At 51.6% G+C, this 21,860-nt stretch carries 18 protein-coding genes; 14 read left to right on the forward strand and 4 right to left on the reverse strand.

The window, feature by feature from the left end; all coding sequences use genetic code 11:
• Nucleotides 1-32: 32 nt before the first annotated feature.
• From rnhA to nudC, 3 genes are all read left to right on the forward strand, one after another.
• Nucleotides 33-485, forward strand: a complete 453-nt coding sequence (rnhA, locus tag BFW38_RS04655; RefSeq protein WP_068997337.1) for a ribonuclease HI — start codon at nt 33-35, stop codon at nt 483-485.
• Nucleotides 486-614: 129 nt separating this feature from the next.
• Complete coding sequence (gene dnaQ, locus BFW38_RS04660) at nt 615-1,364, forward strand: DNA polymerase III subunit epsilon (RefSeq protein WP_068997338.1); 750 nt, start codon at nt 615-617, stop codon at nt 1,362-1,364.
• Between the two features lie 136 nt (nt 1,365-1,500).
• Nucleotides 1,501-2,418 carry an NAD(+) diphosphatase gene (nudC, locus tag BFW38_RS04665; protein WP_068997339.1) on the forward strand — a complete coding sequence of 306 codons (918 nt, stop codon included), beginning with the start codon at nt 1,501-1,503 and terminating at the stop codon, nt 2,416-2,418.
• A 143-nt stretch (nt 2,419-2,561) separates the two neighbouring features.
• Here nudC and pyk read toward each other — a convergent pair whose 3' ends face one another.
• Nucleotides 2,562-3,989 (reverse strand): pyruvate kinase, encoded by a 1,428-nt coding sequence (pyk, locus tag BFW38_RS04670; protein WP_068997340.1) that lies wholly within the window; start codon nt 3,987-3,989, stop codon nt 2,562-2,564.
• A gap of 333 nt (nt 3,990-4,322) precedes the next feature.
• Here pyk and BFW38_RS18295 point away from each other — a divergent pair, with 333 nt between their 5' ends.
• The 4 genes from BFW38_RS18295 to BFW38_RS04685 all read left to right on the forward strand — a co-directional run bounded on the left by BFW38_RS18295 (nt 4,323) and on the right by BFW38_RS04685 (nt 8,111).
• Nucleotides 4,323-4,451 carry a hypothetical protein gene (locus BFW38_RS18295; protein WP_281180359.1) on the forward strand — a complete coding sequence of 43 codons (129 nt, stop codon included), beginning with the start codon at nt 4,323-4,325 and terminating at the stop codon, nt 4,449-4,451.
• 82 nt (nt 4,452-4,533) lie between these two features.
• Nucleotides 4,534-7,137, forward strand: a complete 2,604-nt coding sequence (gene topA, locus BFW38_RS04675) for a type I DNA topoisomerase (protein ID WP_068997341.1) — start codon at nt 4,534-4,536, stop codon at nt 7,135-7,137.
• A complete protein-coding gene (locus tag BFW38_RS04680) occupies nt 7,134-7,682 on the forward strand; it encodes a DUF6586 family protein (RefSeq protein WP_068997342.1) in 549 nt (182 codons plus the stop codon). The genes topA and BFW38_RS04680 overlap by 4 nt, the downstream gene beginning before the upstream one ends.
• A 126-nt stretch (nt 7,683-7,808) precedes the next feature.
• Nucleotides 7,809-8,111 (forward strand): hypothetical protein, encoded by a 303-nt coding sequence (locus tag BFW38_RS04685; protein WP_068997343.1) that lies wholly within the window; start codon nt 7,809-7,811, stop codon nt 8,109-8,111.
• Between the two features lie 237 nt (nt 8,112-8,348).
• Here BFW38_RS04685 and lexA read toward each other — a convergent pair whose 3' ends face one another.
• On the reverse strand, nt 8,349-8,963 hold the full coding sequence (gene lexA / locus BFW38_RS04690; protein WP_068997344.1) for a transcriptional repressor LexA: 615 nt from the start codon (nt 8,961-8,963) through the stop codon (nt 8,349-8,351).
• A gap of 581 nt (nt 8,964-9,544) precedes the next feature.
• Here lexA and BFW38_RS04695 point away from each other — a divergent pair.
• The 5 genes from BFW38_RS04695 (at nt 9,545) to BFW38_RS04715 (ending at nt 13,766) form a co-directional block, all read left to right on the forward strand.
• Nucleotides 9,545-10,201 carry a TetR/AcrR family transcriptional regulator gene (locus BFW38_RS04695; RefSeq protein WP_068997345.1) on the forward strand — a complete coding sequence of 219 codons (657 nt, stop codon included), beginning with the start codon at nt 9,545-9,547 and terminating at the stop codon, nt 10,199-10,201.
• Nucleotides 10,201-10,734: a L,D-transpeptidase gene (locus tag BFW38_RS04700; RefSeq protein WP_068997346.1), complete on the forward strand. Its 534-nt coding sequence runs from the start codon at nt 10,201-10,203 to the stop codon at nt 10,732-10,734. The genes BFW38_RS04695 and BFW38_RS04700 overlap by 1 nt, the downstream gene beginning before the upstream one ends.
• A 140-nt stretch (nt 10,735-10,874) precedes the next feature.
• Entirely contained in the window at nt 10,875-11,927 is a 1,053-nt protein-coding gene (gene nagZ, locus BFW38_RS04705) for a beta-N-acetylhexosaminidase (protein WP_084004458.1), read from the forward strand.
• A 146-nt stretch (nt 11,928-12,073) separates the two neighbouring features.
• Nucleotides 12,074-13,204, forward strand: coding sequence for a mechanosensitive ion channel family protein (locus tag BFW38_RS04710; RefSeq protein ID WP_084004459.1), 1,131 nt, complete (start codon nt 12,074-12,076; stop codon nt 13,202-13,204).
• Nucleotides 13,197-13,766: a hypoxanthine-guanine phosphoribosyltransferase gene (locus BFW38_RS04715; protein WP_068997348.1), complete on the forward strand. Its 570-nt coding sequence runs from the start codon at nt 13,197-13,199 to the stop codon at nt 13,764-13,766. Before BFW38_RS04710 ends, BFW38_RS04715 begins: the two co-directional genes overlap by 8 nt.
• 96 nt (nt 13,767-13,862) lie before the next feature.
• On the opposite strand, the gene BFW38_RS04720 is transcribed toward BFW38_RS04715, so the two are convergent.
• A complete protein-coding gene (locus BFW38_RS04720) occupies nt 13,863-14,603 on the reverse strand; it encodes a CsiV family protein (protein ID WP_068997349.1) in 741 nt (246 codons plus the stop codon).
• Between the two features lie 175 nt (nt 14,604-14,778).
• Nucleotides 14,779-18,291, reverse strand: coding sequence for a transcription-repair coupling factor (gene mfd, locus BFW38_RS04725; RefSeq protein WP_069000212.1), 3,513 nt, complete (start codon nt 18,289-18,291; stop codon nt 14,779-14,781).
• Nucleotides 18,292-18,583: 292 nt separating this feature from the next.
• On the opposite strand from mfd, the gene BFW38_RS04730 reads away from it, so the two are divergent.
• Both BFW38_RS04730 and BFW38_RS04735 read left to right on the forward strand, forming a co-directional pair.
• The gene (locus BFW38_RS04730) at nt 18,584-20,038 is read left to right on the forward strand and encodes a glyceraldehyde-3-phosphate dehydrogenase (RefSeq protein ID WP_245686069.1); all 1,455 of its coding nucleotides are present in this window, start codon (nt 18,584-18,586) and stop codon (nt 20,036-20,038) included.
• A 467-nt stretch (nt 20,039-20,505) separates the two neighbouring features.
• Nucleotides 20,506-21,858 (forward strand): Na(+)-translocating NADH-quinone reductase subunit A, encoded by a 1,353-nt coding sequence (locus BFW38_RS04735; RefSeq protein WP_068997350.1) that lies wholly within the window; start codon nt 20,506-20,508, stop codon nt 21,856-21,858.
• The last annotated feature ends 2 nt before the right edge of the window (nt 21,859-21,860 follow it).

Genomic DNA, 21,860 nt, shown 5'->3' on the forward strand with positions numbered 1-21,860 from the left:
CGATTTGAATTTTTTTAACCAGTTAAGGCGTTATGAACGATCAAACCAAGCATGACTCTGTGGTGACTATTTATACTGATGGCGCCTGTAAAGGGAACCCTGGGCCGGGTGGCTGGGGCGCGGTGCTGTTTTATGGTGAGCATGAAAAGGCGCTTTGTGGCGGCGAAGCCGAGACCACCAATAATCGGATGGAGCTGATGGCGGCGATCCAAGCCCTTGAGGTGCTGAAACGCTCCTGCAGTATCGACTTGCATACGGATTCACAATATTTACGCCAAGGCATTACGCAATGGATGGCTGGGTGGAAGCGTAAGCATTGGAAAACGGCTGCGGGTAAGCCAGTTAAGAATCGTGATCTTTGGGAGCGACTTGATGCCCTGGTGCAGCGCCACGAGATTCGCTGGCATTGGGTTAAAGGTCATGCCGGTGATCCAGGGAATGAAAGAGCTGATCAGTTAGCCAACGAAGGGATTCAAACCCTTTAGCATCAACCGGTGGCGGTTGGCATCGACCGGTGTTGTGTCAATGCTTGTAATGCCTTGAGTCGAGTACTCTTCAAGGGGTTGTGAATACAGGGATTATGACTCAAGGGATTGTGAATATTAGAGGTTCTCATGCGACAAATTGTGCTGGATACAGAAACCACGGGGATTGACCCGAATCAGGGCCATCGGGTGATCGAAATCGGCGGTGTGGAAATGGTTGGGCGTAAACTGACCGGCCGTACCTTTCACGTTTATCTTAATCCTGATCGTGAGATTGATGCCGAAGCCATTGAAGTTCACGGCATTACCAATGATTTTCTCGCCGATAAGCCCCGTTTTGCTGATGTCGCCCAGGATTTCTTTGAGTTTATTCGCGGCGCACAGTTAGTGATTCATAACGCGCCTTTTGATGTGGGCTTTATTAACAACGAATACGCCTTGTATGAATCCCAGCAAGGTTCGATGGGTTTTGGCCAGGTGGATCAGCACTGCACGGTGTTGGATACCTTGGTGATGGCGCGTGAAATGCATCCAGGCGCACGTAATAATCTGGATGCCCTGTGTAAACGTTACGATATCGATAACAGCAATCGTGAATTGCACGGCGCCTTGCTGGATGCCGAAATTCTATCGGATGTTTATCTGGCGATGACCGGCGGTCAAACCGCCTTAATGCTGGATAATGAAACCTTTGACGATGATCATAACGGGGCGGAGCAAGCGGCCGGGGGAATTCACCGCTTAAATCGCGATCGTCCAGCGTTAGCGATCGTCCGAGCCAGTACTGAAGAGTTAGCCGCACATGATCAGAAACTGGCAACCGTGGCCAAGGCCTCAGGCGGTGACGTGATGTGGTTGTCTGAGACGCCATTGCATTAGCGCTTGAGTGCAGTGTTTTGAAAGCGCATGAGTATGATGAACGCTATCGCAGCAAGCAGACCTTCTACCCACAAGCCGAGCCTATACCGTCAAGTACACCTCTTCATTGACATGATAGACCGACAGGAGCAGCCTCATGTGGCATCCATTACAGGGGACATTTCCCCAGCAGCAGGTATCCAGCATTTTTGAACGAGGACCTGCCATGGTGTCGCCAGGCGAGCCCGCTTATTGGCTGTATTTAGCTGATGGCCGTTTAAAGCCTAGCCCTCGTGATACGGTCTTTCATATTGGTCAAGTGCCTCATCATCCGAATGCGGATCAAATCATGCTCGGGCGCTGGCAGGGGACACCGGTTTGGTTGCAGCTGTGTGGCCCTGGAAGTGAAACGCCCAGAGGTGAGCCACAGGTCGATGCCTCCTCTGCAGACACATTGCCGGTTGACCCGCAGCACCTTGACGAAGCATGGCCTACGCTCAGGCAATGGATTCTGGCGGCCGATGAGGATTTATTTGACTTGTTGGCGACGGCCAACGGTTTGGCCGCGTGGCGTTTGGAAAACCGTTTTTGTGGTCATTGCGGCCACCAAGGGATGCAGGCCCTGTCACATGAGTATGTGTTGGAATGCCCTCATTGCCGACATCATCGTTATCCCCGTATTGCGCCTTCGATCATTACGCTGGTGTGGCGGGATAATGAAGTCTTGCTGGGCCGTGGTCATCGATTTACCCCAGGGCGTTACAGCACTTTAGCCGGGTTTATTGAGGCGGGGGAATCGGCTGAACAAGCCGTTCACCGTGAGGTAGGAGAAGAAGTGGGTGTGGCTGTTCACAATTTGCGCTATCTGGCCAGTCAGTCATGGCCTTTCCCTTATTCTCTGATGCTGGGCTATTGGTCAGAATATCTGAGCGGCGATATTGTGTTGCAGGAAGAAGAGATTGAAGATGCGCGCTGGTTTTCGTTGGATAATTTACCTGATTTGCCCCCTAAGGCGGCTATTTCGCGCTACTTGATTGATCAGTTTCTGATTTGGAAGGGGATTGATCCTCAATAAAGACCTTCGGTCAAGGTCTTCAATAAAAGCTTTCAATCAAAACGGGCGCTGTCGACTGAGTCGCAGCGCCCGTTTTGAATCTCTCTTTGAGCCCCTGAATCATGATGGCTAGCGGTTTTATGGCTAGCCATCACGTACCGAGGTCAGACGTCGAGAATTTTCATGGTGTCTGTGCCGCCTACGACATAATCATAATCACCATGGGTGAGGATCACGCGAGTACCTGCGTGAAGCAGATCATGTGATCTCACGGCGGCAATGGCTTCGTTGATGGCTTGGTCTCGTGGATGATCCGTCAGGTCAAATAAGACCGGGGTGACACCACGGTACAAGGCGACTCGCCGCGCGACTCTCGGGTGGCGGGTGCAGGCCACGATAGGCAGCCCTGAGCGGATACGTGACATCAAGCGAGGGGTATTACCGCTTTCGGTCAGGCTGATGATGGCTTCCACCCCTTCCAAATGATTAGCGGCATACATGGCCGACATGGCAATCGCCATATCAGTGGTTGCCATGGATTCATGGATCCGGTGGTTTGATTGACGAATCGAAGGCTGATTCTCGGCCCCTAGACAGAGCCGGTTCATGGCTTCGACGGTTTCAACCGGGTAGCGGCCGACAGCGGTTTCCGCTGACAGCATAACCGCATCGGTGCCATCCAGCACCGCATTGGCCACATCGAAGACTTCCGCCCGCGTGGGGAGCGGGTTTTCGATCATGGATTCCATCATTTGAGTGGCTGTGATTACGGCCTTGTTCAAAGCGCGTGCACGCTGGATTAAGCGCTTTTGTACTCCAATCAAGGCGGCATCGCCAATTTCTACGCCAAGATCACCGCGAGCGACCATGACACCGTCGCTGGCCTTAATGATGGCATCCATGGTCTCAGGCTCAATGGCCTCAGCACGTTCAATTTTGGCGACCAATCCAATATGCTGGCCAGCTTCACCCAGTAATTGACGAGCTTCTTTCATGTCTTCTGCTGAACGCGGGAAAGACACGGCTAAATAATCAACGTCCAGCTGTAAGGCGGTTTTGATGTCGGCACGGTCTTTATCGGTTAAGGCGTCGGCCGACAAGCCTCCACCGAGTTTGTTGATTCCTTTGTTATTGGAGAGCTTGCCGCCTTGAACCACCCGGCAGATCACTTTTAGGCCTTCGACGGCGTCGACTTCCATGGTGATGCGGCCGTCATCCAGTAATAAGGTATCGCCTGCGATGACATCATGGGGCAGGTTTTTGTAATCGATACCGACACCACTGGCATCGCCACTTTGACCATCGCGCTCGGCATCCAGGACAAAACGTTCGCCTGTTTTAATCTGCACACTGCCTTCGGCAAATCGGGCAATACGAATTTTGGGGCCCTGCAGGTCACCTAGAATAGCGACATGGGCACCCAATGTCTGGCTGATGCGACGCACACGCTCGGCCCGGGCGGCGTGATCTTCCACGCTGCCGTGAGAAAAATTGAGCCGTACTAAATTAACGCCTGCCTGTATTAAGCGTGTTAATACTGCGTCGTCATCGCATGCGGGGCCTAGGGTCGCGACGATTTTGGTTCTTCGCATCTTGATTCATCTCCTTCAGGGTCTGCTGCTATATTACGCTCCGTATATGACAGTGACTAGACATCTACACCATCGCTTAGGCCTTAAATAATTCATAAACTTCAATGGGATGATTGAACTTATCTTGTGCGTCCCCCATTGTTAAGCCCGTCAGCGGGCTGTTTTGATCCTGGTGGCTTGAAGGCGTGATGGGTGGGATGTATTGACCGCACACTCATGGGTTCGCAAATGACCCTTTTTTAATGCTAAGGCTTGACAGCGTTGACCTGTATAAGCACGACTATAAAAGGAAGACAACATTTCGAGGCTGGAAGTTGTAGAAGGGGTGGGGTAGTGTATGCGCCCTTCTTGTCGGGTTCGCTTTGGATGCTTTTGATTGCACTGCCTTTGATTGCATCGCTTCGGATTGGTCTATGGTTGTTGGATACGTTGAGTCCGAATGATCAATTGGGCGTTGAATAATCGACATTGATATTTTTTACCCATGTTTTGATGCGCGCGTATTAATTACACGTTTTTGACGACTGAATAGGGTTTTATCGGTATGGGAAAGTCACTGGTTATCGTTGAGTCACCCGCTAAGGCCAAGACGATCAACAAATATCTGGGCAGCCAATATGTGGTGAAGTCCAGTGTCGGCCACATCCGTGACTTACCGGTGAGTGGTTCGGGCAAGTCCCGTGCTGATGGTCGTCGTAAGCCCGGCACCAAACTGACGCCAGAAGAAAAGAAGCAAAGAGCACATGAGCAGCTGATTGCCCGTATGGGGGTGGATCCCGAGCATGGCTGGGAAGCGCATTATGAAATCCTGCCGGGCAAGGAAAAGGTGGTGGCTGAGCTGAAAAAGCTGGCTAAGGAAGCTGACACTATTTATCTCGCGACCGATTTGGACCGCGAGGGAGAGGCGATCGCTTGGCACCTGCAGGATACCATTGGCGGTGATGACAGCCGGTATCGTCGTGTGGTGTTTAACGAAATTACCAAAAAAGCGATCACCGAAGCGTTTAAGGATCCGGGCCAATTGTCCATGAACCGGGTTCAGGCGCAGCAGGCCCGTCGCTTTTTAGACCGTGTTGTGGGTTATATGGTCTCTCCGCTGCTATGGAGCAAAGTGGCGCGTGGCTTGTCTGCCGGGCGTGTTCAATCCGTGGCTGTTCGTCTCATTGTGGAGCGTGAACGCGAAATTCGAGCCTTCATCCCGGAAGAGTTTTGGGATGTGACGGCCCACCTTAAGGCAGAGCAAATCGAACTGGCTTGCTTGGTGCACAAGGATAACGGCGAGACCTTCCGGCCACGCAACCAGGCTGAAGTCGATCAGGCGTTAGACAAGCTTTCTCCTGCGACTTATCAAGTGGCTGATCGAGAAGATAAACCGACTCAGTCCAAGCCTTCAGCACCGTTTATTACCTCGACGTTGCAACAAGCGGCCAGTACACGTTTGGGATTCTCCGTTAAGAAAACCATGACGTTGGCTCAGCGCTTGTATGAGGCGGGCCATATCACTTATATGCGTACGGATTCGACGAACCTGTCTGAAGAGGCGGTGACACATTGTCGAGGTTGGATCGAGCGTGAGCTTGGGGCTGATTATTTGCCTGAAGCGCCTAATGTGTATTCCAGCAAAGAAGGCGCGCAAGAAGCCCACGAAGCGATTCGCCCGTCGAATGTTGACGTCTTGGCACAAGAACTTTCCGGGGTTGAGCGTGATGCGCAACGCCTGTACGAACTTATTTGGCGGCAGTTTGTCGCCTGCCAAATGCCCCCGGCTCGATACTTGAGTACCACCTTAACGGTCTCGGCTGATCGCTATACCCTTCGTGCGAAGGGGCGAGTACTGAAGTTTGATGGTTTTACCCGGATTTTACCGCCTACAGGTCGTAGTGCTGAAGATCAGGTGTTGCCAGACCTTCAAGTCGGAGACTCATTGTCGCTGGCTCAACTGGAACCGCGTCAGCACTTTACTAAACCCCCGGCACGTTTTTCAGAAGCGGCTCTGGTTAAAGAGTTAGAAAAACGCGGTATTGGCCGTCCTTCGACCTACGCTGCGATCATCTCGACGATCCAGGATCGGGGGTATGTGAAGCTAGAAAGTCGTCGTTTTTATGCCGAAAAAATGGGCGATATTGTCACTGATCGCTTGAGTGAATCGTTTAGTGATTTGATGGATTACAGTTTTACTGCTCGCATGGAAGACTCATTGGATGATGTGGCCAATGGGGAGGAAAACTGGCGGCAGTTGCTGGATCGCTTTTACGGCAGTTTTAGGCAAAAGCTGGAACAAGCTGAAGGCCCTGAGGGGATGCGGCCAAATCAACCGGTCGATACGGATATTGAATGCCCGAACTGCGGCCGTCATATGCAGATCCGTATTGCTTCAACGGGGATGTTCCTAGGCTGTTCGGGCTATGCCTTGCCACCTAAAGAGCGTTGTAAACAAACCATTAATCTGGTGCCGGCAGACGAGTATGTGGATGCTGATGCCGATGACAACGCTGAAACGGATGCCCTGCGTGCCAAGCGTCGTTGTGGTCTTTGTGGCACGGCCATGGACAGTTTTATTATTGATGAGCAGCGCAAGCTACACGTTTGCGGGAATAGCCCAGATTGCGATGGTTACGAGATCGAGCAGGGGCAGTTCCGCTTGAAGGGCTATGAAGGCCCGACCATCGAGTGTGATAAATGTGGCAGCGAGATGCAGCTGAAAAATGGGCGCTTTGGTAAGTATTTTGGGTGCACCAATGACAGTTGTAAGAATACGCGTAAGCTGTTGAAAAATGGTGAAGTGGCGCCGCCTAAGATGGACCCTGTGCCGATGCCTGAACTGGCATGCCAAAAAGTCGATGACCATTACATTTTGCGTGATGGCGCTTCTGGTGTATTTCTTGCGGCCAGTCAGTTCCCGAAAAACAGGGAAACGCGTCCGCCCTTGGTGAAAGAATTGAAGCCGCATCGCGAAGAAATCGATCCTAAACATCATTACTTGCTGGATGCGCCTGAGGCTGATCCCGATGGCAATCCGACGGTAATTCGTTTCTCACGGAAAACCAAAGAGCAGTATGTTCAGGCCGAGAAAGAAGGTAAAGCGACGGGCTTTAAAGCTTTTTGGGCGGATGGCCGTTGGGATATTCAGGATAAGCGTAAATCATGATTCAGGCTCAACGTTCGCGGGTGAATCAAAAGCTGTATCACGCACGCTTGTTGCTTGATCAGGCGGATCAAAATGCTGATCCACTGGTGGCGCCGGCTTGGCAACAAGCGTGTGTGGACAGTGCCTGCTGGGCGTTAGAGCAGGTTCGTGTGGCGATGTTGCGTGAGTTGGCGGCACTGTATCGTTTGGATGTCGCGCGTGCTGATGATTTGGATGAATTAGTCCGTTTGGCAGCTCAGCGCGATCAGCACTTACCTGAAGTGGCGCTTTGGCGTGAAGCTCAGCAGCCTGAAGGGGTTTGGGGACGCTTGTCGCGACAGCTTGCTCAATTGCAGGCTGTCCCCGTAGGAGAGGGCAAAGCGCTGGGTGATTGGATGCCGGAGGCCGCTTCGTCTTCCTCTTTTTCTTCTCTTGGTGAGTCAACCGGGGCTGAGAATTTGTTACCTTTGACTCAGATTGATGATCCAGTCACAGGAATGCGCCAGTTGCTTCAGGACATAAAAAGTTTTATCGATCAATTACGTGCGTTCCAGTGGGAAGATTAATAGAGCACTGAACGTCAGAATGCAGGGGCGATTGACTTGCAGTGTGGCGTTATTGCTCTAGAATGTCGCGCCTGGCCTATGAGGGCCTTCTCATTTCTCTCGACTTTGCCCACTCTGAGGTGCGACTTGTCTAAAGACGCGCAAGATCTCCCTTTGCTGGATGATCAGCTATTTGAAATTATCGAAGTTTCTGATCAAGAAGTTGTTCTGCAAACGGCTGATGATGCAGACGAACCCTTAGTTCGGATTAGTTTCTCTTCGGGCGCCCAACGTCTATGGCGTCAAGACCCTTTCAAGGTCGCGCTTGAAATGTTGGATACCGCGATGCAACGAGGTGAGATGTGGGGGCCGGGGGAAGCGCCCTGGCTACAGGGGGAGACTGAGGAAGATCTCAGTGCTAAGCGAGAGGCGCCGCCAATATTGCATTGAGCCGATATGCAAAGGGGTGTCCACCTCGGCTCGATGTTATCGATGATCAGTCCGATAGGCCTTCATGTGCTGGCTGATGATATCGGGGTCTCTTGATCGGGCCGAAGTGGGTGTGATCCGCTGCTTTTTACCAACTTACCAACTTACCAACTTACCACGCCGATGCTGGCTCACTCAGCGGGCTGTTGCACCCAGCTTATCGCTTTTGACGTGATGTATGACGCTAGGTTAAGTGGCTCAATGGGTATTGCCTAGCCCATTGCGCAGCACGCCAACCGCTAGCCCTTCAATCGCGAGTGATTCGCTACTCAGATCCACTTTGATCGGTTCAAACTCATCATTTTCGGGTAGCAGCCACGCAGTGTCTCCTTCGACTTGTAAACGCTTGACGGTGACTTCATCGTTGACTCGGGCGACAACCACTTGGCCATTTTTGGCTTCTTGTGTGCGATGAACAGCCAATAAATCGCCATCTAGAATGCCGATTTTTTCCATACTGCGCCCTTTAACTTTGAGCAGATAGTCGGCTTCTGGGTTGAACATTTCGGCCTCTATTTTGATATGCCGATCAATATGTTCTTGAGCCAATAAAGGGCTCCCCGCTGCAACCTGGCCAATCACCGGGAGCCCCGCATTTACTTGGGCGGGAAGACGAATGCCCCGTGAGGTTCCTGGTAGCATTTCAATGGCCCCTTTACGTGCTAATGCGCGTAAATGCTCTTCTGCCGCATTGGCTGAGCGAAACCCCAGGGCTCGGGCTATTTCGGCTCGAGTCGGCGGGCAGCCATTGTCCTGCATGAACTGTTGTACGAAGCTAAACACTTCTTGTTGCCGTGCCGTGAGTTTTTGCATGAGGTCGTTTCCGGCTGAGTGATGGCTTAAGGCTATTGCAAATAGATATTGATCCACGGGGCATTGGCAATCTAAGGCGGCAATACAAAACGGTCATTGCCAAAAGGCCACGTGAAACGCTATCGGGTATTTGCCTTGATGTTTATCCAGTCGTGTTTTTATATCCAACTGTAAGGAATAACAGCATTCTAGCGATATCTTGCTTGGCCCACAATGTTGATGATGACTCAATGATCTTCTTCTCGAATCTTGAGATCTTTTAGACCCTCAAGCCCTTTCGATCCTTAAATCCTGTCAGGGTTTAAACCTTATAGCGCCTTGAAACCCTTGACCATCACTGTAAAGGGATTACTCTAGCGCACGATGAGCTTAAGGCCTGCCATTGTTGAGTGATCGCCTCTAGATGCCTGAAGAAGCATCGTTGAATGAGCTTGGTTGTTATATCACCATCGTGTTAGTACGGATCGTGATTAGTCCGGATCGTGTTAGTACGGTAGGAATAAAGCCCTCTTGATTCGGGTGCTTGACGCTTGCTTGAGCCCTGATTATTGTTTGAAACATTCGTTTAACTGGGGGCTGACATGGCGCAATCAGATACTGTGACGCGAATTCTCGATACTGCTGAAGCTTTGTTTGCAGAGCGAGGGTTTGCTGAGACTTCTCTTCGAACAATTACCGGTAAGGCCAGAGTCAATTTGGCCGCCGTGAACTATCATTTTGGCTCCAAGAAAGCCCTTATTCAGGCCGTTTTTGCCCGATACCTTGATCCCTTTTGTGCGCACTTTAATGCCGCTTTGGATGAGTTAGAAACTCAGCAACAAGCCCCAGATTTGGAAACCTTGCTGACGACATTGGCGAAAACCACGTTAAGTGTTCCGGCCAGTAAAGGCAGCTTGTCCGTATTTATGCGTCTGTTGGGGTTGGCGTATACCCAGGCGCAGGGGCATATGCGGCGTTATCTACAAGATCATTATGGCGATACCTTTGTGCGCTTTGTGCATCTATTCCGTGAAGCGACACAAGAGCTTCCGGAGGCGGAACGTTTTTGGCGCATGCATTTCATGTTGGGATCAGTTGTATTCACGATGTCATCTTTGGATGCTTTAAAAGATATGGCCGCAGCGGATCTCAATGAGAAAACACGGGTTCAGGATATTGTGCAGCGTCTGGTGCCCTTTTTGGCTGAAGGTATGCGTGCTGACCCAGTGGATACAGCGCTTTTTACGGCAGATGCATAATGTGCCCATCGGTTGTTTTAATTGAAAATCGGACTTGGCTGAAAGTCGATGCTCAGCATCAGCAACTGGTGATCATGAACGGAAGGCAGCCGGGCGATGTCTATCCTATATCCACTGGCCTGGCGGGATGTGGTCAGCAAGAAGGGAGTGGGGCAACCCCTTTAGGGTGGCACTATATTCGAGCTTGTATCGGTCATGGTGATGATCCTTATACGGTTTTCAAAGGTCGGCGCCCAACCGGAGAATACTGGTCGCCTGCGCTCAGTGCCCAAGCGCCTGACCGAGACTGGATCTTGGGTCGTATTCTTTGGCTCTGTGGATTAGAGCCTGGCGTGAACCGGGGTGGGCATGTCGACAGTCAGCGACGATTTATTTATATCCACGGAACCCCTGATGATCAACCTATGGGGCAGCCTTTGTCTCACGGGTGTATTCGTATGCGGGTGCATGATGTGGTGCGCCTGTTTGACCAAGTGTCCGTGTCGACTCCGGTATTGATACATGATGAGGCGCCATCATTTCTATTGAAATGAATCGCACCGCTGTCAATGCTTGAGCTTATTAGCGTTTCGTTTGTTTTGTTGTCATTTATAGGGGCTTTTGGCTGTTAGTGATGTGGGCTGAGAGCGCTTGAGTCTATTGATTTAAGGGTAGTCATCTAAGGGGCATTATCATGCAAGCGGGTCCTTTAATGCTGGATCTTGAGGGTCCACGTCTTCTTCCCCATGAAGCTCAATGGGTGCAGCAACCTGAAGTGGGGGGCGTGATTCTTTTTGCGCGTAATATTGAAACCGCCGTCCAAGTGAAGGCGTTGGCTGCCGAGTTGAAACGATTAAGACCTGAACTGCTGTTAGCTGTTGATCAGGAAGGGGGGCGTGTTCAGCGCCTGCGTGAGGGGTTTACACCCTTGCCGCCGATGGCTCTTTTGGGTGAGCTTTATCAGCAGCATCCATTGCTGGCGATGGCATCAGCGCAATGGTTGGGCGCTTTAATGGCGGCTGAAGTACGCCAAGTAGGGTTGGATTTTAGCTTTGCACCGGTGCTGGATGTTGCTTATGGCCAGAGCCAAGTGATTGGTGATCGTGCTTTTGCTTCTGAACCGGATCAGGTGGTTACGTTGGCAGGGGCGTTTATCGACGGGATGCAATCTCTCGGTATGGCGGCAACAGGGAAACACTTTCCTGGTCATGGTCATGTGGCCGGTGATTCTCATCTCGAATTACCCATTGATCAGCGGTCTTTGGCGGAGATTGAGCAGACTTGTTTGCGGCCTTTTCAGGCCTTAGCGCCTCGTCTCCAAGGGGTTATGCCAGCCCATGTGGTTTATGCGCAGGTTGATGATCAGCCCGCTGGATTTTCTCGATATTGGTTGGACCGGCTAAGACAGTCATTGGGCTTTACCGGTACGATCTTCAGCGATGATCTTGGCATGGCGGGCGCGGCTATGGCGGGTGATTTTGCCGCCCGGGCCGAACAAGCGCTGACGGCGGGTTGCGATATGGTGCTGGTGTGTAACGACCCTGGCGGTGCTGAGCAGGTATTGGCCTATTTGCGTCAGCAGCAGGATGGTCAACGCACTTTATCTTCTTTGTCGGCTTTATTAGGACGTGAAGAGGTGAACGCCCAAGCGTGGCTTCAGAGCCCTAAGGGTGAGACCGCTGTGAAAGTGGCTCAAGCGGTTGCGCAGCAGGATATCGATGCCTTAGAAGCCTTATATACCGAATAAACGGGTATACCGAATAACATGCTGTGCCCTTGTAAGTCTATTGAGCTATGTGTTGACGAGCATGTGCCGACGAATACGTGCCGACGAACATGTGGCGGTGAACTCATGGCTTGGCCTTATGAGGCGTTAGCAATGAAGGAGTGGTTATGGATGCACGTCTGAACGAGTGGTTAGAGCAGGCCTCTTCGTTATACGGCATGCTGCCCAAGGAGTATGCCTGGGTGATACAGCTGTTTATTGTCGTTTTGCTCACTTTGACATTGAACTACATCGCCAAGCGGTTTTTTGATCGTTTGGCGCAGCGTTTTGAACGCACCAAGAATCAATGGGACGATACCTTGTTGGATGCGGCGCGTAAGCCGCTTGGCATGCTGATCTGGTTGGTCGGCTTGTTTTGGGCCATGGATATTGTCAGAGCCAATTCAGACGTTGATTTATTTGATGCTGTTGAGCCGGTGCGCCGTATTGCGGTGATTGCCATGATGGCTTGGTTCATGATTCGGCTAGCGGCCGGTCTGGAGCAGCAGCTGATGGAGCCAGGGCCGAAGCGTCGGCCGATGGATGCGACAACGGCTCAAGCGGTCGGTAAGCTGCTCAAGGCTTCAGTATTGATCACGGCTTTGTTGGTGATGCTGCAAACGCTCGGGTTTTCCGTCTCTGGGGTCTTAGCCTTTGGGGGTGTTGGGGGGATTGCCGTTGGTTTCGCGGCACGTGATTTATTGGCCAATTTTTTTGGCGCTTTGATGATTTATCTCGATCGTCCCTTTAAAGTGGGGGATTGGGTGCGTTCACCAGATAAAAATATTGAAGGCACTGTGGAGGAAATTGGCTGGCGCCTGACGCGGGTGCGTACCTTTGATCAGCGGCCGTTGTATGTGCCTAATGCCACCTTTGCCAGTATTTCCGTTGAGAATCCTTCGCGGATGTTTAACCGAAGAATCTATGAAACGGTGGGGATCCGTTATCAAGATGCTGAACAAATGGCTTCGATTGTTGAAGCGGTTAAACAGATGCTGATTGAGCATGATCAAATCGAAACAGATAATCAGGTCTTGATTGTTAGTTTTGATAACTATGGTCCTTCATCACTGGATTTCTTCGTTTACACTTTCACTAAAACGATTAACTGGGTGCGTTTCCACGAAATTAAGCAGGAAATTTTGTTGAAGGTGTATGAGATTATTCGCGATCATGGTGCGGATATTGCCTTCCCGACATCAACACTCCATTTACCTGATCCGATTCAAATTTATAAGGACCAAGCTGAGCATGAATGAACAACTCGACGCCGAGCGTCAGCGTATTTGCCAAGTGTTGGCCGACTCTGACTGTCTGGTGAACGAGGCCGCTGTTAATCAAGCCTTTGATCAGTTAGCGCAAGCCATCACCAATGATCTAGCATCGGCGATGCCGGTCGTTTATTGCGTGATGAATGGGGGGCTCTTTGCAACAGCGGAACTGTTAAAGCGCTTGTCTTTTCCTCTTGAAGTTGACTATATGCAAGCCAGTCGTTATCGCCGGCAAACCACCGGGGGTGAGTTAAACTGGCGGGTATCCCCTGAAATTAGTATGCAGGGGCGTCATGTATTGATAGTGGATGATATCCTTGATGAAGGGGCAACGCTGGCAGCGATTCTAGACCACTGTCGGGCTCAAGGTGCTATTGATGTGCGTTGCGCTGTCTTAGTTGATAAGGTGCACGATCGTAAGGCAATGCCTGGCTTTAAAGCCAATTACACCGGACTTGAAGTGGAAGACCGCTACTTGTTCGGCTGTGGTATGGATTATCAGGGGTACCTGCGTAACTTGCCTGCGATTTACGCGCCCAAAGGGCTTTAATTGCGGCATGATTGAGTATGCTGAAGGGATAAAAAAGGCGCCATTAAGGCGCCTTTTTTGTTTTGAATCGGAGTGCATGAAGTGGATGATGATCGTTTATTCCGCACGCTGAATTCTGATCATGGCACCGAAGTAAGGGCTATCGATATAGTGAATTTCATTGCTGCGCATGCGTCGTGTCTGCTGTAGGTGGGCAGAGCTCACGGCACGGAACAGTGGTTGCGGTCCAGCGGCTTGAGCATCGGCGGCTGTTGGCAGCTGATCGCCCTCATGATCCACTTTTTGGAATTGGGTCAGGTAAGCATCTAGGTTGACGTGTAGATAACGCCCGACACTGACTTGTATTTTGCCTTGTAGTTCAGGACGACTCCCATACTGATCGCCTCCCTGAAACAAAATGGGGATGCTGCGATCACGGCCAACAACGTGCATTTTCCAGGCTTCATGGAAGAGGATGCGATGTTTTCCTGAGCGTTCCAGTTTTCGTGCCTCATAACTGAAACCTGGGCGGACCGGTGCATAGCGGGGCAGATGCTGATCCGTCATTTGTTGCCAAGCGCTGGCGTCACCCACAATGTAGGCGGGTACCGATGAGTCTTTGCCTTGCGTCTGCGGGAGTTGAGGCTGCCAGGGTTTGCCTGGTGCCTCGGTGGTGCCGGCTGCTGGGGTTTGAGTGAAGATGAGCAGCTCGACGGTGTAGTCTCGCTCATTAGGATTTTCAGCGGCGTTAACCTGCGTGGCCGGTAACAGGGAGAGGCATAGACTGAGCGTTAAGCATCGCCAAACCCGCGCCTGCCGGCGAAAGGTGATTGAATTGAACTTATGCAACAGTTTCATCGAAGCAGACTCCGGTAAGACGTTGATGTCGCTATGGCTGAATAGAGTTTCATTTTGTTAAATGGCGCGGTGTGCCATTGGTGTCGTTAATGCTGCTTGTTGTTAAGAGTATTGGTTGTTAATGGTGCTTTTGATTGATGGGGCTATCCATTGCCCAATATGGCCCTTAATTCGGCTATGCCGCTAACATCTCAATCAACTGCTCAACATGCTTCATGCGTTGTTCATGAGTGGCCATCTCGGCATAAAAGCGCAGTGCACTGGCGCCATCAAGGCGATAGCGCTCTGGGTGTTGCTGTACCATTTGCACTAGCTTGAAGGCATCCACATTCGGTTGCTCGCCAAATTCTAATAGGCCTCGGTCTTGACCCGCATCCAGCTTGGTAATGCCCAGTTTTTGCGCATCGAGCTTGATCCGAGAAACTCGGAACAAGTGTTTGACGGCCTCGGGCAACAAGCCAAAGCGGTCAATCATCTCGACCTGTAGTTCTTTCAGTACATTGGCGCTTTCAGCACTGGCAATCCTTTTGTATAGCGTCAGGCGCATATTAACGTCGGGCATATAATCATCTGGAATCAGCGCAGGCAGGTGAAGATTGATGTCGACGCCTCGTTTTAATGGCTGATCCAGGCTCGGTGTTTTGCCCTGACGAATCGCTTCAACGGCTTCATCCAACATATCCATGTAGAGCGTAAAGCCGATCGTTTCGATCTGGCCGCTCTGCTCTTCACCCAGCAGTTCACCTGCGCCACGAATTTCAAGATCTTGAGAGGCCAATGCAAAGCCCGCGCCGAGATCTTCCGCCATGGCAATCGCTTCCAACCGTTTTTCGGCATCGGCCGTCAAACTCTTCTTACCGGGGGTTAAGAGGTAAGCATAAGCCTGGTGGTGAGAGCGTCCTACGCGCCCTCTTAGCTGGTGCAGTTGTGCCAAGCCAAATTTGTCTGCGCGTTCAATGATCATGGTGTTGGCGCTGGGTACATCAATGCCCGTTTCAATAATGGTAGAGCAAAGCAGTACATTAAATCGCTTGTGGTAAAAATCAGACATGACCTTTTCAAGCTGCCGTTCCGGCATTTGGCCATGGGCTACGCCAATCCGCGCTTCAGGCACCCATTCCGCCAGTTGTTCGGCCATATTATCGATCGTTTTGACATCGTTATGCAGGAAGTAGACTTGTCCGCCACGTAATAACTCACGCAGGATAGCCTCTTTTATCAAGGCGCTATCTCGTTCGCGCACGAAAGTCTTCACTGATAAACGTCGGGCCGGGGGGGTGGCAATAATCGATAAATCGCGGATGCCCGACATCGCCATGTTGAGTGTGCGAGGAATCGGCGTGGCTGTCATGGCGAGAAGATCGACATTGGCCCGCAGGGATTTGAGTTTTTCTTTATGGCGAACACCAAAGCGATGTTCTTCATCGACGATGACTAGCCCCAAATCATGGAATTTAACGCTGGATTGCAGCAGTTTATGGGTGCCGATAATAATGTCGATCTTGCCTTCTTCCAGTCGTTCTAGAGCACTATTTTGTTCCTTGGTCGAGCGAAAGCGCGACATGACCTCGATTTCAACCGGCCAGTCAGCGAAGCGGTCACGGAAATTATCATAATGCTGTTGTGCCAACAGGGTGGTGGGCACCAGTACAGCGACTTGTTTGCCGCTGTGGGCCGCAACAAAGGCCGCTCTTAAAGCCACTTCTGTTTTACCGAAACCAACGTCACCGCAGACCACGCGATCCATGGGTTGTTTGCGGGTCAGGTCATGAATGACGGCCTCGATAGCCAGTTCCTGATCTGGAGTTTCCTCAAAGGGAAAACTGGTCGCAAAGCGATCATACTCAGCTTCATCCAGCTCAAAGGCGTAGCCTTGCTCTGCTTCTCGGCGGGCGTAAATATCCAGCAGTTCAGCGGCGGTATCGCGGATTTTTTCTGCCGCTTTGCGGCGCGCCTTGCTCCACTGGTCAGACCCTAGTCGATGGAGTGGGGCTAATTCATCCGAAGTGCCACTGTAACGGCTGATTTGATCAAGTGCTGAGACTGGGACATAAAGACTGGCGCTATCGGCATAAATCAGTTTGAGAAACTCTTGTGTCTCCCCTCCTGCGGAGAGGGTTTCCAGCCCTTGATAGCGGCCAACGCCATGCTCGGCATGAACGACGGGGGCACCTTCCACTAGTTCTGAGAGGCTGCGAAACACCAGTTCCTGTTGATGGTCGCTGTGCTGGCGACGGCGCCGTTGCATGACCCGCTCACCAAACAGTAAAGACTCAGTGATTAAGGTAACGGCGGGCGCGCCACTCATGAGCCCCCGGTCTAGTGGCGCAACGGTGAGCCCTAAACGGGGAGCGCTTGTTAGAAATGCTTGCCAGCTTGGTACCTGCTCCACTTTGATGTGGTGCCGATCGAAAAGCTCTAGTAAGGCTTCGCGTCTTCCGGTGGATTCAGCACAAATGAGCAGGTGTTGTTCCGGATGGCTCTCCATAAACTGAGTCAAGCGACCCAGCGGGTCTTGAGCCCGAGGGGCAATGGCGAGATCCGGCAGTGAGTCAGTCGCAAATTGGATGTCTCCACTGAGGGTGTCATCCGGTGTTTCTGTTGGAATAATTAAGCGAGCAAACTGATTGCGTGCACTATTGAGTTGGTCGGGCGGCAAATAAAGGCTTTTCGGTGTTAGGCAAGGGTGGCGCGGATCATGGCGTAAATTTTCATAGCGCCGTTCCACTTCTGCCCAATAATGCTGTGCTGCTTCGGCGACGGGGCCTACTTCAGCGATCAAGGTATGATCGGGTAGGTAATCCGTTAGGCGAGCGGTTTCTTCAAAAAAGAGCGGTAGATAGAACTCCAGCCCTGGGCTGACAATACCCGCCATGGTGTCTTGATAAATGGGCGCATGCCGTGGGTCGATATCAAAGCGTGTTTGGAATTCTTCGCGAAAGCGAGCCAGTGCCGCTTGTGTCATGGGAAATTCATGGGCCGGCAGGAGTCTGATGCGTGAGACTTTCTCTGTCGTGCGTTGAGTTTCTGGGTCAAATCGACGAAGTGATTCCACTTCGTCATCAAATAGCTCAATTCGAATCGGGTGGCGTTCGCCCATCGGGTAAAGGTCAATCAACCCACCTCGAATCGCATACTCGCCATGTTCCATTACCGTTGTAACGTGGCGGTAGCCAGCCTGCTCAAGATGCTGGCGTAGTTGCTGAGCATCCAGCTTTTGCTCAATATCCAGTGCCAGCGAGTGAGTGGCAACAAAATGCACCGGGGCCAGGCGTTGCATTAAGGTACTGACTGGCACCACTAAGAGGCCGCGCTTTTGCTCCGGTAGTTGGCGAAGCGTGGTTAAGCGCTCAGAGATAATGTCCTGGTGCGGCGAGAAGTGATCATAAGGCAGTACCTCCCAGTCTGGCAGGCTAAGAATAGGCAGCAGGGGGTGGTCAGTCGTTGAATCGGACGATATCGCTTGTTCACTGGGGGCGGTCTCGCTGAAAAAGCGCAGCTCTTCAGTGAGGGCTTGGGCGCTGCTGGTGTCCGCGCACACGACCATAATGGGCGCATTATGCTGGCGTGCGGCCTCAACTAGCGCCCAAGCTTGAGCACTCCCGTGGAGGTTGAGCCAGCGTTGCTGAAATCCAGAACGTGTCGGGAGCGATAAGTGATTAATGGCATCAAAAGTTAAATCAGTCATGGGCTCTTGGTCAGTGCGACGGAATCGAGCAGCATCATAACAGTCTGCTTTCAGCGGTGCATGCCAAGTGCGGTCGTTTCTGAGCAAAATCCACGTGGATAGACCAAAGCATGAATCACCGTATTTGCCAGCAGCGTTTTGGCGCCGCATAATATGCGCGCTTTCAAATCGGCTCGGTTCGATAGCATATGGGTTAATTGACCCTTGTTATTGAATGACGGTGTTATCGCATGACCGAGCCCTATCCTTTTCCCACGCCAACCGTGCAACCTGGCAAGCAGAGGGGCTGCCCGTGAGTGATCATAAGCTCGACACCTATATGAACGACTGGCAGGAGCGTGTTGCGACTGCTGAAGCGATGATTCCCCTGATCGGCGAACTGTATCGTAATTACAATGTTGTGCCGTCTATTTATGGCCGCGGTCTTATCAACCGTTCCGTGATCCGTACGATTAAGGATCATCGTTTTGTTCGTCAGGTCGACGGCAGCGAGCTGGATATCCATTTGAGCTTGCAGTTGTTGCAAACCCTGAAGGGATTAAACCCAGGACCTTGCCACGTTGATATTGGCAAACTGGGCGTTAAATTCCGCGAACAAGGCGGCGAAGATCTGGAAGCCTTCCTGAAAACTGAACTGGCACCGGTGATCGGTAAGTTCGGTGAAAATGGAATGGGCGGTGAGCCGCAAGATGTCATCTTATATGGCTTTGGCCGTATTGGTCGTCTCGTGGCCCGGATTCTGGTGGAAAAAGCCGGTGGTGGTAGTCTGCTGAATTTGCGTGCCATTGTGGTGCGCGGTCAAGGGGGCGACCTGGAAAAACGGGCTAGTCTGCTGCGCCGTGACTCTATCCACGGGCCTTTCATGGGCACTATTGCGGTGGATGAAGACAATAGCGCCTTGATCATTAATGGCAATTATGTCCAAGTGATCTACGCTGACAGCCCTTCAGACATTGACTACACCGCTTATGGGATTCAAAACGCGATTGTGGTGGATAACACCGGTAAATGGCGTGATGAAGAAGGGCTGTCTTTGCATACTCAGTGTCCGGGTGTTTCCCGCGTGCTGTTGACGGCACCGGGTAAAGGCGATCTGAAGAATATTGTCTATGGTATTAACCATAATACGATTGAGGACAATGACAAGATTCTGTCTGCAGCGTCCTGTACAACGAATGCGATTGTCCCGGTGCTGAAGGTTTTGAATGATAAGTACGGCATTGAGCACGGCCATGTCGAAACGGTTCACTCTTATACCAATGACCAAAACCTGATTGACAATTACCACAAAGCCGAGCGCCGTGGCCGGTCAGCCCCTTTAAATATGGTGCTGACCGAAACGGGCGCAGCCAAAGCTGTTGCGAAGGCGTTGCCGGAGCTGGGTGGTAAGTTGACGGGTAATGCGATTCGAGTGCCCACGCCGAATGTCTCCATGGCCATTTTGAATCTCACCTTGACTCAGGGCGTTGGTAAAGACGAGTTGAATGAATACCTGCGGTGGTCTTCACTTTACTCACCGATGCAGAAACAAATCGACTATGTCAGCTCGCCTGAAGTCGTGTCTTCCGATTTTGTCGGTAACCGACATGCGGGGATTGTGGATGGCAAAGCAACGATCGCGCAAGATCGCCAGGCGGTGCTTTACGTTTGGTACGATAATGAGTTCGGCTATAGCTGTCAGGTCGTTCGGATCTTGCAATCGATGTCGAGTGTTCAGTCGCTGGTGTTTCCGCAAGACCGTGGATGATCTATTGATCACTTTTTTTGATAGATGAAGTGAAATAGGGGTCGTCCAGCGATGGACGGCCCCTATTTTTATGTGGCTTTTCTTAATGCGGCTTTCATGCTGATGCGACTTTCTTGGAAGGCTTTATTACCTAGCGTTACAAGCTTACCGTAAAGCGTTGAGTGCCGATGTATTAAGCTATAGCGCTTTGATGTCGTTCCAATGTTTCTTTGTGACGACGATTGCTTTTTGTTGAAGTTTTGGATGGCGAGTAGCAACTGAAGGCGCGTCTCTTTATAATGAAAAAAATTTAGGCATTGGTTTTCTGTATAGCGCCTGTATACGCAACCATTTGACCGTCAAAGAATTTTTCCGGGGCCCAACGCGGGTGCTATTGGCCTGATTCAGGCGAACCTGGGTCCGGGATGTGTACTTACTTGTGATACTTAAAACTTGTGATACTTAAACTTGGTGATTGGGCGAGACCTATGATCAAAATAAAACGAGGACTTGATCTACCTGTCGCCGGCGCACCAGCACAAACCATCGAAGATGCGCGTGCAGTGCGTAACGTCGCTGTTCTGGGACCTGACTATGTGGGGATGAAACCCACGATGTTAGTGTCAGTCGGCGACAAGGTGAAAAAAGGTCAGATCATCTTCACTGATAAGAAGACCCAAGGTGTGAAATATACAGCACCCGGGTCGGGTGAGGTGGTGGCTATTAATCGTGGCTTCCGTCGTGCCCTGCAATCAGTGGTGATTCAACTGGATGAAACGGAATCCTCTGTTTCTTTCAAAGCATACGGGGCAGAAGGCCTGTCTACATTGACCGATGAGCAGGTGCGTGAGCAGCTGATCGATTCGGGCCTGTGGACTGCTTTGCGCACCCGTCCATTTAGTCGTGTGCCTGCAGTGGACGCGAAACCGCGTTCGATCTTTGTTACGGCGATCGATAGTCATCCACTGAGTGCTGATCCGGCCACGATCATTGCTCAAGACCCCGCCGCTTTTGAAGCGGGCCTGAAGGTGTTGAGCAAACTCACTGACGGTAAGCTATTCGTTTGTAAGCGTCCGGGGGCACAAGTGCCCAGCTTGCAAGAGAGCCGCTTTGAAGTCGCTGAATTTGACGGGCCACACCCTGCGGGTTTGGTCGGTACTCACATTCACTTCCTCGATCCAGTCGACATGAATAGCCAGGTCTGGCACCTGGGTTATCAAGACGTGATCGCGTTGGGTCACCTGTTTGTTTCTGGGCAGCTGCATACGGATCGTGTGATCGCTCTGGGCGGCCCGATGGTCAAACAGCCGCGTTTACTAAAAACGCGCATGGGGGCTTCTCTGGACGAGATACTGGCCGGTGAGCTGGAGACTTCGCCAGAAGGCGTTCGGGTGATCAGTGGTTCGATCTTTAGCGGATCGGCCGCTGAAGGTCCGCTGGCATATCTGGGCCGTTATCACAATCAGGTGAGTGTGCTGGAAGAAGGCACTGATCGTAAATTTATGGGCTGGCTCTCTCCTGGCGGCCATAAGCACTCTGTGATGGGCATTTATCTGTCTAAATTGACAGGCCTATCAAATTACAAGCCGACTACCACGACGAATGGTTCTGAGCGAGCCATGGTGCCGGTGGGAAGCTACGAAAAAGTCATGCCGCTGGACGTTCTGCCGACGCAGCTGCTGCGATCTTTGATCGTGGGTGATGTCGAGACAGCAATGAAGCTGGGATGCCTGGAGTTGGATGAGGAAGACTTGGCACTGTGTACCTATGCGTGCCCGGGCAAGTATGAGTATGGTCCCATCCTCCGTGACAACTTGACGCTGATTGAGAAAGAGGGCTGAGA

The organism is Terasakiispira papahanaumokuakeensis, assembly GCF_001709345.1.
Taxonomy (GTDB): Bacteria; Pseudomonadota; Gammaproteobacteria; order Pseudomonadales; family Halomonadaceae; genus Terasakiispira; species Terasakiispira papahanaumokuakeensis.

Coding starts and splice junctions, on each gene's coding strand:
- pyk (WP_068997340.1), bottom strand. CDS start 3,989: ATGCGAAGAACCAAAATCGTCGCGACCCTAGGCCCCGCATGCGATGAC.
- BFW38_RS04710 (WP_084004459.1), top strand. CDS start 12,074: ATGGATGCACGTCTGAACGAGTGGTTAGAGCAGGCCTCTTCGTTATAC.
- BFW38_RS04715 (WP_068997348.1), top strand. CDS start 13,197: ATGAATGAACAACTCGACGCCGAGCGTCAGCGTATTTGCCAAGTGTTG.
- BFW38_RS04695 (WP_068997345.1), top strand. CDS start 9,545: ATGGCGCAATCAGATACTGTGACGCGAATTCTCGATACTGCTGAAGCT.
- nudC (WP_068997339.1), top strand. CDS start 1,501: ATGTGGCATCCATTACAGGGGACATTTCCCCAGCAGCAGGTATCCAGC.
- lexA (WP_068997344.1), bottom strand. CDS start 8,963: ATGCAAAAACTCACGGCACGGCAACAAGAAGTGTTTAGCTTCGTACAA.
- BFW38_RS04735 (WP_068997350.1), top strand. CDS start 20,506: ATGATCAAAATAAAACGAGGACTTGATCTACCTGTCGCCGGCGCACCA.
- dnaQ (WP_068997338.1), top strand. CDS start 615: ATGCGACAAATTGTGCTGGATACAGAAACCACGGGGATTGACCCGAAT.
- rnhA (WP_068997337.1), top strand. CDS start 33: ATGAACGATCAAACCAAGCATGACTCTGTGGTGACTATTTATACTGAT.
- BFW38_RS04700 (WP_068997346.1), top strand. CDS start 10,201: ATGTGCCCATCGGTTGTTTTAATTGAAAATCGGACTTGGCTGAAAGTC.
- nagZ (WP_084004458.1), top strand. CDS start 10,875: ATGCAAGCGGGTCCTTTAATGCTGGATCTTGAGGGTCCACGTCTTCTT.
- topA (WP_068997341.1), top strand. CDS start 4,534: ATGGGAAAGTCACTGGTTATCGTTGAGTCACCCGCTAAGGCCAAGACG.
- mfd (WP_069000212.1), bottom strand. CDS start 18,291: ATGACTGATTTAACTTTTGATGCCATTAATCACTTATCGCTCCCGACA.
- BFW38_RS04680 (WP_068997342.1), top strand. CDS start 7,134: ATGATTCAGGCTCAACGTTCGCGGGTGAATCAAAAGCTGTATCACGCA.
- BFW38_RS04720 (WP_068997349.1), bottom strand. CDS start 14,603: ATGAAACTGTTGCATAAGTTCAATTCAATCACCTTTCGCCGGCAGGCG.